This window comes from Variovorax sp. WDL1, assembly GCF_001541225.1.
GTDB lineage: Bacteria > Pseudomonadota > Gammaproteobacteria > Burkholderiales > Burkholderiaceae_C > Variovorax.
This window is the reverse complement of the sequence record NZ_LMTS01000198.1, coordinates 14,646-27,162: the sequence shown is the minus strand read 5'-3', so window position 1 is coordinate 27,162 and position 12,517 is coordinate 14,646. Positions and strand designations below refer to the sequence as shown.

Sequence of the window (12,517 nt, the reverse complement as noted above, 5' to 3'; positions counted from 1 at the left end):
TGTCACAAAGCCGGTATATTGTGACGCAGTGCGTCGCTCGCAAGCCGTCCGGTGTGCGCGACGGACTGGTCTTTCCGTGGTTCTTCCCTTTGTTGAGGAGGCGTGTGTGAAGGTCTTGAAGCTCTCGGCCCAGGGGCTGCCCCAGTCGTGGATCTCGCTGGAACAGGCGGTGATCCACTACGCGGCGGACGAGGTGCGCTGGGAAGTCGGTGCGCAGGTCGCGGTGTTCCGCGGCGGGCACAACGCGGTCACGGGCCAGCAGTCGCAGATTGCGATCAACAGCATCATCGGCACCAAGGGCGTGCCGCGCATCAATCCTTTCGCGATGCGCCCGGGCCTGACCAACAGCAAGCTGTTCGCGCGAGACCGCAACATCTGCGCCTACTGCGGTGGCCACTTCCACGAGGAAGACCTCACGCGCGAACACATCATCCCGTTCGCGCAGAACGGCATCGACAGCTGGATGAACGTGGTGACGGCCTGCAAGCCTTGCAATCACCGCAAGAGCAGCCGCACGCCAGAGCAGGCCAACATGCCGCTGCTCTACGCGCCCTACGTGCCCAGCCTCTGGGAGGACTTCATCCTGCGCAACCGCCGCATCCTGGCGGACCAGATGGAATTCCTGATGGCGCATCTGCCGCACAACTCGCGGCTGCACGGCTAGTCGGCCGTCGTCGGTCCGGGCCACCTCGGCGGCCGCTTTTCGATGAAAGCCTGGACGCCCTCCAGCGCGCTGTCGTCCATCATGTTGCAGGCCATGGTCTGGCTGGCGTCCGCCAGCGCCGCCGCGACCCCGGTCTCGATCTGGCGGTAGAACAAGGCCTTGCCCAGGGCCAGCGCGGGTTTCGGCTTTTCGACGATGCGGGCCACCAATGATTCGACCTCGGCATCGAGCGATTCGGGAGCCGCCACGCGGTTGACCAGGCCCTTGGCCATGGCTTGGTTGGCATCGATGAAATCGCCCGTCACGAGCATCTCGAAGGCCGCCTTGCGGCCGAGATTGCGCGACAGCGCCACACTCGGCGTGGAGCAGAACAGGCCGACGTTGATGCCGCTCACCGCGAATCTCGCCGCACTCGAGGCGACTGCGAGGTCGCACATCGCGACCAGTTGGCAACCGGCCGCAGTCGCGATGCCATGCACGCGAGCGATCACGGGCACCGGCATGCGCTGGAGAGCCAACATCATTTCTCCGCATCGGGCGAACAGTTCTTCGTAGTACCCGGCCGAGGGTTCTGCCCGCATCTGCTTCAGATCGTGGCCCGCGCAGAAAGCCCTGCCGGCGCCGGCCAGAACCACGCAACGGGCAGCGTCGTCGGAAGAGACGGCATCGAGTTCGGCCGCGAGGGCCGAGATCATTTCCTCGGAGAGCGCGTTGAAGGCCTCCGGTCGGTTCAGCGTCAGCGTGATCACGCCGCGCGCGTCGCGCGTATGCAGAACGAGGTTGGCATTTGCTTTCATCGTGCAGCCCTCAGTAGGTCAGCTCGAGCACGCTGACATGGCCTTGCGCCGCCGGCCAGCTCTGGCCCGCCACCCGCTCGCCATTGAATTCGGCGGCAACGCTGCGAGGAATATCGCTCGCAAGCTTCAGCTTGGAGCTCGATACCCCGGCGCCCAGCGGTGGAACGCCGGGCAGTTCGCGCTGTCCGTCGAAGCGGATGGCGTCGCGCCGGACGTCGAAGTAGCCGCGCGGCCGCGTGAAGATGATCAGGGCCTTCGCGTCGCGGTCGGCTTCGGCAATGCGTTCGGGCCGCAGCTGCACCACGGCGCTGGATCGCGGGAAAGGGCTGCGGTAGATGTGCGTGGTGGCGTAGCCCGGCGCGCTCAGGACGAACTCGTACGCGGCTGTCGGTTGCCCGGAGAAGGGGCCCCAGCGGCCGTCCGCACCGATGGTCTGCTCCCAGGCGCCCTGGGCGCGGCGGGCGCCGGTCGTGGGATCGACGGCGTAGATGGCGAGCCGAGCGCCGGTCAGTGGCAGGTTGTTGGCGAAGGCACCGCTGGCTGGATTGAGAGGATCGAGCCCGAGGCCCGTGACCCGACCCGACAGCGTGACGGTCGGTTCCGCCACCGGCTGCAGCGTTCGTGGCGCTTCGCCGGTCAGGAAGCGCCAGGTCGCATCGAAGGCGGCTGGCGAGAAGGAGGTTTCTCGATGGTCGGTGCCGGGCAGCACGATGTTGGTCGCGCCCTTGAGCGCCGGCCCGTCGAAGCCGATGTTCGTGGCTGTGCCCTTGGCACCGATCCACACGCCGTCGGGTTGGGCGTACTTGTCGTTGTTGTCGGAGCGCAGCGTCAGCCACTTCACGCCCGGCGTGACTTCGTCGCCGGCCGGATTCTTCGGTGCGTTGAGACGCTGCATGAAAGGGCTCAGGCCCGAGAACTCGCTGCCCTCGCGCAGGCCTTTGACGGCCCAGATTCCATGCGCCGGGTTGCCGCCCAGCACCACATGGCTCACGACCCGATCGCCGCCGCCGTTCTGCACATAGTTTCGGATGGTGTTGCCGCCGCGCGAGTTGCCGACCAGCACAACCTTGGGCGCGCCGGTGGCCGTCAGCACGCGCTCGACCTCGGCCTTCAGGAAGGCCATCGACTCGGCGGTGGAACTGCGGCCTGGCTGCGTCACGCCGTCGTCGTCGCGCGCCAGCGGAAAGGGCTGGTCGGGCGCGAACAGCCGCTCGCGCGGCCAGCCGTTCGACTCGAAGCGCCAAAGCGTGGTCTGCCACAGCGCCGCCGAGTCCCCGTTGCCATGCATGAAGACGATCGGGGCGCGATCGGTCGTGGTGGGCGCGGAGCTGCAGGCAGCGAGCATGGTCGTGGCGAGGCTGAGGGCGATCAGATGTCGGCGAGTGTGCATGGGAGCTCCGGCGCAATAAGAAAGCGCCCGCCAGCACAGGTCTGGCAGGCGCGGCGTGCTATCGGAAAAAGATAGCAGCTCTGCGTGTCATGCAAAGACGCCAGCGCTGTCCTGCATGCGTGACGATACCTCGCCGAGGTGATGCAAGGTGTCGCCGAACACCATCTCGAGCTGGGTCAGCTTCCTGAAGTAGTGGCTGCCGATGTACTCGTCGGTCACGCCGATGCCACCATGCAGTTGTACCGACTGCTGGCCGACGAAGCGCATGGCCACGCCCAACTGGTACTTGGCGCGGGCCATCGCCTGGCGGCGCTCGGCGGCCGGGGCGTTGAGCTTGAGGGCCGCGTAGTAGCTCATGGAGCGCGCCAGCTCGAGCTGCATCTTCATGTCGGCCACCCGATGGCGCAGCGCCTGGAAGCTGGCGATCGGCACGCTGAACTGCTTGCGCGTGTTCATGTACTCGACGGTGAGCGCGAGCGTCTTGTCCATCACGCCAACACCTTCGGCACAGGTGGCGGCAATGCCGATGTCGACTGCGTGCTCGAGCACCGGCAAGCCGTCCTTCGAGACCAGCGTGGAGGCCGCCTTGTCGAACACCACCTCGGCGGCGCGGCTGCCGTCCTGTGTGCCGTAACCGCGCGCGGCGACGCCGTCTTCGGAGCGTGGAACGAGGAAGAGTGCGATGGTCCCGTCCAACTGGGCGGGCACGATGAAAGCGTCGGCCTCGTCGCCTGCCGGCACCAGGCTCTTGCTGCCGCTCAACCGGTATGCGTCGCCGTCCTGCGTTGCCGTGGCTGCGCAGACGTCGAGCCGATAGCGCCCCTTGCGCTCCTGGCAAGCCAGCACGACCAGCGCTTGTCCCCCGGCGATGCGGGGCAGCCAATTGTTCCGGGCGTCCTCGTCGGCATGGCCTGCGAGCACCGCGCCGGCAATGAAGGACTGGGCGAGCGGCTCCAGCACGATACCGCGGCCCAGCTCTTCCATCACCACCATGCCTTCGACCGGGCCCATGCCCAAGCCGCCGTCGTCCTCTGGAATGTAGAGGCCACCCAGGCCGAGCTCTGCCAGTTCGTCCCAGGCCTCGCGCGAGAAGCCGCCCGCCGCCTCGATGCCGCGGCGGCGCTCGAAGGCGTAGCCTTTTTCAACCCACCTGGCGACGGCGTCGCGAAGCTGCTGCTGGTCGTCGCTGAAATTGAAGTCCATCGTCTCGTTCCTTCCTGCTGTGTGGCGCTCAACCGAGGACGGTCTGAGCGACGATGTTGCGCTGCACTTCGTTGCTGCCGCCGTAGATGGTGGTCTTGCGCATGTTGAAGTACGTGGTCGCGAGCGGCGCCAGTTCGGGGTGGCCACCGGGGAAGTCGCCCTGCCAGCCGGCCGCCATGGCCTCGCGGATCAGCGGCAGCGCGAAGGGGCCGCCGGCCAGCATCATGAGCTCCGAGTAGCGCTGCTGGATCTCGCTGCCGCGGATCTTGAGGAGGCCCGCGATGTCCAGCGAGTTCTTGCCTGAGGTGGCTGCCGAGAGCACGCGCAGCACCAGCATCTCCAGCGCGATCACTTCGACCTCGAGCTTGGCGATTTCGTCGCGGAAGCGCTGAGCATATGAATCCCCTCCGGTAGATGCCCACAGGCCTTCGCGCTTGGCGATGCGCTTGAGGCGCTCCAGTTCGCGCTTGGCGCGGTTGGCGTCGGCGATGTTGGTGCGCTCGTGTGACAGCAGGTGCTTGGCGTAGGTCCAGCCCTTGTTTTCCTCGCCAATGAGGTTCTCCGCCGGCACCTCGACGTTGTCGAAGAACACTTCGTTGACCTCGTGGCCGCCGTCCATCAGCTTGATTGGCCGTACGGTGACGCCGGGCGACTTCATGTCGATCAACAGGAAGCTGATGCCGGTCTGTGGCTTGCCCTCGCTGCTGGTGCGCACCAGGCAGAAGATCCATTCGCCGTACTGGCCCAGTGTGGTCCAGGTCTTCTGGCCATTGACGATGTATTTGTCGCCCTTGCGTTCGGCTCGGGTCTTGAGCGACGCGAGGTCGGAACCCGAGCCGGGCTCGCTGTATCCCTGGCTCCACCACACCTCGCCGCTGGCAATGCCCGGCAGGAAGCGCTTGTGCTGCTCGGCATTTCCGAAGGCTTGGATGACCGGCGCCACCATCACGGGGCCGAAGGGCACGATGCGCGGCGCGCCGGCCAGCGCGGTCTCTTCCTCGAACAGGTGCTTCTGCACGGCGGTCCAGCCCGGGCCGCCGAACTCCACCGGCCAGCCGTAGCCCAGCCAGCCCTTCTTTCCGAGGATCCTGGCCCAGCGCTGCATATCGTCGCGCGTGAGCTCCAGCGCGTTGTGCACTTTGTGGGAGATGTCCTGGGGGAGGTTGTCCTTGACCCAGGCGCGAATCTCTTCGCGGAACTTCTGTTCCTCGGGCGTGAAGCTCAAATCCATGCGTTGCCTCGCTGTGTTGGTCGGGCGCCGTGGAGGCGGCGCGTCGGGCTGTCGAACCGATGGTTTTTAGCACGGTCGTGCTTGTTGGCCTGTCAGCGTGGAGACAAACCGACCGGGTGGAAACCAGCAGCAAAGATAATCCCGCCTCCCATGAAGAACATCGTGATCCTGATCTCCGGCAGTGGCTCCAACATGGCGGCCATCGTGCGCGCCGCCGAGCGCGAGCAGTGGGCGCGGCGCTTCGGGGCGCGGGTGGCCGCGGTGATCAGCAACAGGGCTGACGCGGGCGGCCTGGCCCTCGCGAAGGCGCGGCGCATCGCGACGGCCGTGATCCCGCACCAGGATTTCGCGAGCCGCGAGGTCTTCGATGCGGCTCTCGCCGACGCCATCGACGTGCATGCGCCGGCGCTGGTGGTGCTGGCAGGCTTCATGCGCATCCTGACGCCGGGCTTCGTGGCCCGCTACGAGGGACGTCTGCTCAACATCCATCCCTCGCTACTGCCGGCTTTTCCGGGGCTCCACACGCACCGACGCGCTATCGAGGCGGGCTGCAAGGTGGCAGGGTTGACTGTGCACCAGGTGACGGTCGAACTCGACCACGGGGCGATCCTGGCCCAGGCGGTGGTGCCGATCCTCTCGGACGACACGCCGGCGAGTCTCGCCGCGCGGGTGCTGACGCAAGAACACAGGGTTTACCCGCAGGCGATTGCAGATTGGCTGTCAGAAGCAAACTGAACACCATCTTCGTCTTGTTCTGGGACCCGTCGTGAGAGGCTGTTTTCTGGCCCAGTGTGCATTCCCGACTTACGCAGTCCGCGCAAAGCGCGGCTGGAGGTGGCCGTCGATCTCCACCGCCCCGGCGAACATTGCGGCGGGACGCACCCACAACGCGTTCGCGCCGTAGAGTGCTCGATAGAGCGTCATCGGCTCCAGGGTTTCGCTGTGGCGCACGGTGCCCAGCACTTCGTATTCGCCGCCTTTGTAATGGCGATAGCGGCCGGGCGGGGTCTCGATCAGGGGCGGCAGGTCGTCGGTTGGGCTGGGCATCGCATTGGGCGTCTGAAAGGTCGGAATGGATCGAGCCGTACGGCCCGTATCGCAGTGCTGGACCGGTTGCACGAGTCCGGCGCCGCCGCCCGCGCGGCCGGCTGAGACAATTGGAGCATGCATCCCCGAGCCCTTCTCGAGGCCTGCGCCGACCTGGTCGGCCTGGTCCTCAAATTCGAACATCCGGCCGACCAGGTCGTCTCCCGCTACTTCCGCGAGCATCGCCATCTGGGGCCGCGCGAGCGCGCCACGCTGGCCGAGACGGTCTACGCCGTGCTGCGCAAGAAACTGCTGTTCGACCATCTGTCGCCCTCGGGCAGCGGATCGAAGGAGCGGCGCATGGCGATCCTTGGCTTCTACGGGCCGCGTGACTTCCTCAAGAGCGCGCTCAGCGACGTCGAGAAGCGCTGGCTTGACCAGTGCGATGCCGTCAAGCCCGAGGACCTGTTGGAGCGCCATCGCCACAACTTGCCGGAGTGGCTGGTCGCGCCGCTGAAGGCTCAGTTGGGCGAGGGCTTCTGGCCGCTGGTGCAAAGTTTGCTGCAGGCTGCGCCGCTCGATCTCCGGGTCAACGCGCTGACCGACAAGCGAGCCGACGTGCAGAAGGAGTTGGCGCTGGCCGGCGTCCAGGCCACCGCCACGCCCTTCTCACCCTGGGGGCTGCGCATCGAGGGCAAGCCGGCGCTCGCCAAGCTCGACGCCTTCGCCCGCGGCGCGGTCGAGGTGCAGGACGAAGGCTCTCAACTGCTGGCCCTGCTGCTCGACGCCAAGCGCGGCGAGATGGTGGTCGATTTTTGCGCTGGCGCAGGCGGCAAGACGCTCGCGATCGGCGCCACCATGCGCAGCACCGGGCGGCTCTATGCCTTCGACACCTCGGCGCACCGGCTCGACGCGCTCAAGCCGCGGCTGGCGCGCAGCAGGCTGTCGAACGTGCATCCCGCGGCGATCGCCCATGAGCGCGACGAACGCATCAAACGCCTGGCGGGGAAGATCGACCGGGTGCTGGTGGACGCGCCCTGCTCAGGGCTGGGCACGCTGCGCCGCAATCCGGACCTCAAATGGCGGCAATCGCCCAAGGCCATCGAGGAGCTGACCGCCAAGCAGGCCGCGATCCTGGCGAGCGCCGCGCGGCTGGTGAAGCCCGGGGGGCGCTTGATCTATGCCACCTGCAGCGTGCTTCCGGAGGAGAACGAGGCCATTGCCGAGGCCTTTGGCGCCGCCCACCCGGAATTCGAGGCCCTGGATGTCGCGCCGCTGCTTGGCGCCCTGAAGGTGGCCGATCCCGAAACCCTCTGCGCTGGCGGCGAAGCCGGCGCGCGTTATCTGCGGCTTTGGCCGCATCGTCATGCCACAGACGGCTTTTTTGCCGCTACCTGGCAGCGGAAATAGGGGCGGACCCTCAAAGACGGGTGAATACTTGCTATGGATCAAGGATTTAGCCCCCTTTTTGAAGAGCCGCCCTTTAAAATCAACGTTACCTGAAGGCTGCACCATCGTGTGGCCATGGAGTACCGAATTCAATGTTGCTTCCTGACTCTGCCCTCCTGAGCGCGGCCATCGACTGGCTCGGGAACGGCCTGTGGGATCTCGCGTGGTGGCAGGTCGTGCTGTACACGCTGTTCACCACGCACATCACCATCGCCGCGGTCACGATCTTCCTGCACCGCACGCAAACGCACCGGGCCATGGATCTGGGTCCGATCCCTTCTCATTTCTTCCGGTTCTGGCTCTGGATCGGCACCGGCATGGTGACCAAGGAGTGGGTGGCGATCCACCGCAAGCACCACGCGAAATGCGAAACCGAGGAAGACCCGCACAGCCCGCAGGTCAAAGGGATTGACGAGGTGTTCTGGCGCGGCGCCGAGCTCTATCGTGCCGAGTCGAAGAACAAGGAGACCATGGAGCGCTACGGCCACGGAACTCCGGACGACTGGCTCGAGCGCAACCTCTATTCGCGCTACAGCTGGCAGGGCGTGGGCCTGATGCTGGTGCTCAACCTCGCGCTTTTTGGCGCGCTCGGCCTGGCGGTCTGGGCGGTCCAGATGCTGTGGATTCCGATCACTGCCGCCGGCGTTATCAACGGCATTGGCCACTATTGGGGCTACCGCAACTTTGAGGCGCCCGACGCCAGCCGCAACATCATGCCCTGGGGCCTGATCATCGGCGGCGAGGAACTGCACAACAATCACCACACTTATCCCACCTCGGCCAAGTTCTCGGTCAAGAAGTACGAGTTCGACATCGGCTGGGTCTACATCAGCCTGATGCAGAAGATCGGCTGGGCGAAGGTCAAGAAGGTGCCACCGAAGATGCAGCTGGGCGACATCCAGCCGGTCGCCGACGAGAAGACGCTGGAAGCCGTCATCGCCAATCGCTACGAGGTGATGGCCGGCTACGCCCGCGAGATGCGCCGCGCCACCAAGCAGGAGCTGGCATTGCTCAAGGACAAGGGCGCCGACCTGTCTGCGCTGAAGGTCGCCAAGCGCTGGCTGCATCGCGACGACGACAAGGTGCCGGCCACGGTGCGTTCGAACCTGGTGCAGGCGCGTGCGGCGCACCCGGTGCTGGACAAGATGGTGACAATGCGCGAGGAGCTGCGCCAGCTCTGGCTCAACACATCGCAGTCGCGCGAGCAGCTGGCCGCCGATCTGGCTGCCTGGTGCCATCGCGCGGAAGCCAGCGGCATCGCAGGGCTGCGTGACTTCTCGACCCGGCTGCGCGCTGCCCGCGCCTGACGTTTCATCCGGGCCTTGCGCCCGCCCTAAGTAAGAAGCCGGCTTTCGAGCCGGCTTTTTACTTTCCATGAACTTTGCAAATGCGGGCAGGCAAAAAAAACCCCGCTGGATCACAGCGGGGTTTCATCGCGAAATCGGCCGAATTACTTCAGCTTGATTTCCTTGTATTCGACGTGCTTGCGTGCCTTCGGATCGAACTTCATGATCGACATCTTTTCAGGCATCGTCTTCTTGTTCTTGCTGGTGGTGTAGAAATGGCCGGTACCCGCGGTGGATTCCAGCTTGATCTTTTCGCGTCCGCCTTTGCTCGTTGCCATGATTCAGCTCCTTAAGCTTGGCCGCGCGCACGCATGTCTGCGAGCACGGCGTCAATGCCCTTCTTGTCGATCAGGCGCAGCGCGGCGCTCGAAACACGCAGGCGCACCCAGCGGTTTTCGCTCTCGACAAAGAAGCGGCGGTATTGCAGGTTCGGCAGGAACCGGCGCTTGGTTTTGTTGTTGGCGTGGGAAACGTTGTTTCCGACCATCGGGCCCTTGCCCGTGACTTCGCATACGCGTGCCATGTAGAACTCTTTCTTGAACAGCTGGCACCCGACGCAAGGATTGCGGGGGTGGGTTGCAGCTTGACCTCGCCAGAATCGGGTGGCGGTACCCCGGCTCACCGAGCTTCGGACCCAAACAGGCACAGCCCCGAATCCGGCAAAGCCTTGGATTATAGCTTCACCACTTGCCCTTGGCTCAGAGCGTTCCGTCCTGCTCCAGAAAGCGCTGGGCATCCAGCGCTGCCATGCAGCCGGTGCCGGCGCTGGTGATCGCCTGGCGGTACACATGGTCCTGCACGTCCCCGGCCGCAAAGACGCCCGGGATGCTGGTCATGGTGGCGAAGCCCTGCAGACCCGAGCGGGTGAGGATGTACCCGTCCTTCATCTCCAGCTGACCCTGGAAAATATCGGTATTCGGGTGGTGGCCGATCGCGATGAAGCAGCCCTTGAGGTCGACCTGCTCGGTTGCTCCGGTCTGGGTATTCCTCAGCCGGATACCCGTGACGCCCGAATCATCGCCGAGCACCTCGTCCAGCGTGTTGTGCAGCTTCAGCTCGATCTTGCCTTCCTTGACCTTCTCGTGGAGCTTGTCGATCAGGATGGGCTCGGCGCGGAACTTGTCGCGGCGGTGCACCAGCGTGACCTTGCTCGCTATGTTCGAAAGGTAGAGCGCCTCCTCCACGGCGGTGTTGCCGCCGCCGATCACGCACACTTCCTGCTCGCGATAGAAGAAGCCGTCGCAGGTCGCGCAGCCGGAAACGCCCCGTCCCATGAAGTGCTGCTCCGAATCGAGGCCCAGGTACTTCGCGGATGCGCCGGTGGCGATCACTAGCGAATCGCAGGTGTAGGTGCCGCTGTCGCCGGTCAGCGTGAAGGGGCGCCTGCTCAGGTCGACCTTGTTGATGTGGTCGAACACGATTTCCGTCTTGAAGCGCTCGGCATGCTCCAGGAAGCGCTGCATCAGATCCGGCCCCTGGACGCCATGCACGTCGGCCGGCCAGTTATCGACTTCGGTGGTGGTCATGAGTTGACCGCCCTGGGCGATGCCGGTGATGAGCATGGGCTGAAGATTGGCGCGCGCCGCATAGACTGCGGCGGTATATCCGGCTGGGCCCGAGCCCAGAATGAGTACCTTGGCGTGGCGTGGAGAGGACGACATGAGTAGAAAACCTAGGTTTGACGCTGCATCAGCGTGTACATTTTCATGGGTGATAGATATGGAGTATCACCGTTCGGTTCAAGACCGGGCGCGGGGTGTATCAATGCGTGCGATTGTATTAATGCATGGGCTTTTTCAATCGCGCGATAGATCCGGGGATTGATGAATGTCGATGCTGTCCAATCTTGAATTGCTCCGCCGCGTGCCGCTGTTTGCCGCACTCACGCCGGCCCAATCGGCGAGCATCGCCGATGCGATCGTCAAGAAGCGCTTCAAGCGCGCCGAAGTGGTAGTGGAGCAGGGAAAGAAGTCGGATGCGCTCTACATCATCCTCACGGGCCGCGCCCGCGTAATGAGCACAGACAGCCGCGGGCGCGAGGTCATCCTCGCGACGCTGCATCCGGGCGACTACATCGGCGAAATGAGCATGATCGACGACGAGCCGCACTCGGCCACCGTGCGCACCGAAGTCCAGACCGACGTGCTGATGCTCGGCCGCGAGGCCTTCGCCCGCTGCCTGCCGGAGAACTCCTCGATGTCTTACAACATCATGCGCGGCCTGGTCTCGCGGTTGCGCCATGCCGATCGCAAGATCGAATCCCTCGCCCTGATGGACGTCTACGGCCGCGTGGCGCGCTCACTGCTCGAGTTCGCGGTGGACGACGGCGCGGGCAACCTCAAGGTGCGTGACAAGATCTCGCGCCAGGACCTGGCCAAGATGGTCGGCGCCTCGCGTGAGATGGTCAGCCGCGTGATGAAGGACCTTGAGGAACGAGGCTTCGTCCAGACGCAGCCCGATGGCTCCATGATCGTCAAGGAACGACTCTCATCGCTTGCCTGACTCTCCGGCCGGCGGCCTTGCGGCCTGCCGGCCTTTGCATCGCCGGCCCCGATGACAACGCGGCCGCGATGGTGTTCGTTGTAGTTCCAGTGCGCCGCCTGCCCGCTCCCGCGGGCGGGCAGCAGTGCCTTCCATGACCTATTCGCTCAATACCCTTCAATCCTCAGCGTCAGGTGAAACCCAGCCGGTGCGGACGCGCGCGATGCGCTTCGCGCACGAGATCACGCTGATTGCCGGCTTCGTCGCGCTGCTGTTCTGGCTGCTCGCCATGCTGAGCTTCACGCCGTCGGACGCCGCCTGGTCCACCTCGGGAACTGGTGGCGAGGTCAAGAACTGGGGTGGCCGCATCGGCGCATGGCTTGCTGATGCCAGCTATTTCCTCGCTGGCTACTCAGTCTGGTGGTGCCTTGCGGCCGGCCTGCGCGTGTGGCTTTCCTCGCTGGCCGGCTGGATGCGCGGCGGCGAAGCTGCGGCCGAGCATCCGCCGCGCGGCCGTTTCAACCGCAGCCGCCTGGCCTTCTGGTTCGGCCTCGTGCTCCTGTTGTGCGCCAGCGTGGTGCTCGAATGGTCGCGTCTTTATCGGCTCGAATCCCACTTGCCCGGCCATGGCGGCGGCGTGCTCGGCTATCTGGTCGGTCCGCTCAGCGTGAAGTGGATGGGCTTCACCGGCTCAGCGCTGATCGCCATCGCTGCCGGCGTGATCGGCTCAGCCCTGGTGTTCCGCTTCTCCTGGAGCCAGATTGCCGAACGCATCGGTTCACGCCTGTATTCACTCTTCGAGTCACGCCGGGAAAAACGCGAGATCGCCGAGGACATCGCGATGGGCAAGAAGGCGGTGCGCGAGCGCGAGGAACTGGCTTCAGTGGAGCAGGGCCACGAGCCCGATTCGGCCGACGAGGAGTTGCGCAT

The 12,517-nt window shown here is 65.2% G+C and carries 14 protein-coding genes; 6 read left to right on the top strand and 8 right to left on the bottom strand.

What is annotated here, in order from left to right:
* Nucleotides 1-106 precede the first annotated feature (106 nt).
* Entirely contained in the window at nucleotides 107-664 is a 558-nt protein-coding gene (locus tag APY03_RS26070) for an HNH endonuclease (RefSeq protein WP_068681453.1), read from the top strand.
* On the opposite strand, the gene APY03_RS26065 is transcribed toward APY03_RS26070, so the two are convergent.
* The 4 genes from APY03_RS26065 to APY03_RS26050 all read right to left on the bottom strand — a co-directional run bounded on the left by APY03_RS26065 (nucleotide 661) and on the right by APY03_RS26050 (nucleotide 5,285).
* Nucleotides 661-1,461, bottom strand: coding sequence for an enoyl-CoA hydratase (locus tag APY03_RS26065; RefSeq protein WP_068681451.1), 801 nt, complete (start codon nucleotides 1,459-1,461; stop codon nucleotides 661-663). The two genes, APY03_RS26070 and APY03_RS26065, sit on opposite strands and share 4 nt — an antisense overlap.
* Before the next feature lie 10 nt (nucleotides 1,462-1,471).
* Nucleotides 1,472-2,851: an alpha/beta fold hydrolase gene (locus APY03_RS26060; RefSeq protein ID WP_068681449.1), complete on the bottom strand. Its 1,380-nt coding sequence runs from the start codon at nucleotides 2,849-2,851 to the stop codon at nucleotides 1,472-1,474.
* Between the two features lie 87 nt (nucleotides 2,852-2,938).
* Entirely contained in the window at nucleotides 2,939-4,054 is a 1,116-nt protein-coding gene (locus APY03_RS26055) for an acyl-CoA dehydrogenase family protein (protein WP_068681447.1), read from the bottom strand.
* A gap of 28 nt (nucleotides 4,055-4,082) precedes the next feature.
* Complete coding sequence (locus APY03_RS26050) at nucleotides 4,083-5,285, bottom strand: acyl-CoA dehydrogenase family protein (RefSeq protein WP_068681445.1); 1,203 nt, start codon at nucleotides 5,283-5,285, stop codon at nucleotides 4,083-4,085.
* Nucleotides 5,286-5,435: 150 nt separating this feature from the next.
* On the opposite strand from APY03_RS26050, the gene purN reads away from it, so the two are divergent.
* The gene (gene purN / locus APY03_RS26045) at nucleotides 5,436-6,020 is read left to right on the top strand and encodes a phosphoribosylglycinamide formyltransferase (RefSeq protein WP_068681443.1); all 585 of its coding nucleotides are present in this window, start codon (nucleotides 5,436-5,438) and stop codon (nucleotides 6,018-6,020) included.
* Between the two features lie 69 nt (nucleotides 6,021-6,089).
* On the opposite strand, the gene APY03_RS26040 is transcribed toward purN, so the two are convergent.
* Complete coding sequence (locus APY03_RS26040; protein WP_068681441.1) at nucleotides 6,090-6,332, bottom strand: DUF1653 domain-containing protein; 243 nt, start codon at nucleotides 6,330-6,332, stop codon at nucleotides 6,090-6,092.
* Nucleotides 6,333-6,449: 117 nt separating this feature from the next.
* On the opposite strand from APY03_RS26040, the gene APY03_RS26035 reads away from it, so the two are divergent.
* On the top strand, nucleotides 6,450-7,721 hold the full coding sequence (locus APY03_RS26035) for an RsmB/NOP family class I SAM-dependent RNA methyltransferase (protein ID WP_068681439.1): 1,272 nt from the start codon (nucleotides 6,450-6,452) through the stop codon (nucleotides 7,719-7,721).
* Nucleotides 7,722-7,852: 131 nt separating this feature from the next.
* A complete protein-coding gene (locus tag APY03_RS26030) occupies nucleotides 7,853-9,067 on the top strand; it encodes a DesA family fatty acid desaturase (RefSeq protein ID WP_068681437.1) in 1,215 nt (404 codons plus the stop codon).
* Between the two features lie 143 nt (nucleotides 9,068-9,210).
* On the opposite strand, the gene rpmG is transcribed toward APY03_RS26030, so the two are convergent.
* The 3 genes from rpmG to trxB all read right to left on the bottom strand — a co-directional run bounded on the left by rpmG (nucleotide 9,211) and on the right by trxB (nucleotide 10,767).
* Nucleotides 9,211-9,384 (bottom strand): 50S ribosomal protein L33, encoded by a 174-nt coding sequence (gene rpmG, locus APY03_RS26025; RefSeq protein ID WP_007830291.1) that lies wholly within the window; start codon nucleotides 9,382-9,384, stop codon nucleotides 9,211-9,213.
* A gap of 11 nt (nucleotides 9,385-9,395) precedes the next feature.
* Entirely contained in the window at nucleotides 9,396-9,629 is a 234-nt protein-coding gene (rpmB, locus tag APY03_RS26020; protein ID WP_068681435.1) for a 50S ribosomal protein L28, read from the bottom strand.
* A 175-nt stretch (nucleotides 9,630-9,804) separates the two neighbouring features.
* On the bottom strand, nucleotides 9,805-10,767 hold the full coding sequence (gene trxB, locus APY03_RS26015) for a thioredoxin-disulfide reductase (protein WP_068681433.1): 963 nt from the start codon (nucleotides 10,765-10,767) through the stop codon (nucleotides 9,805-9,807).
* 166 nt (nucleotides 10,768-10,933) lie between these two features.
* Between trxB and APY03_RS26010 the strand changes: the two genes are divergently transcribed.
* Both APY03_RS26010 and APY03_RS44515 read left to right on the top strand, forming a co-directional pair.
* Nucleotides 10,934-11,608, top strand: coding sequence for a Crp/Fnr family transcriptional regulator (locus tag APY03_RS26010; RefSeq protein ID WP_068681431.1), 675 nt, complete (start codon nucleotides 10,934-10,936; stop codon nucleotides 11,606-11,608).
* A gap of 133 nt (nucleotides 11,609-11,741) precedes the next feature.
* Nucleotides 11,742-12,517: DNA translocase FtsK 4TM domain-containing protein (locus tag APY03_RS44515; RefSeq protein WP_232324413.1), on the top strand; the 776-nt coding region annotated here is incomplete at its 3' end.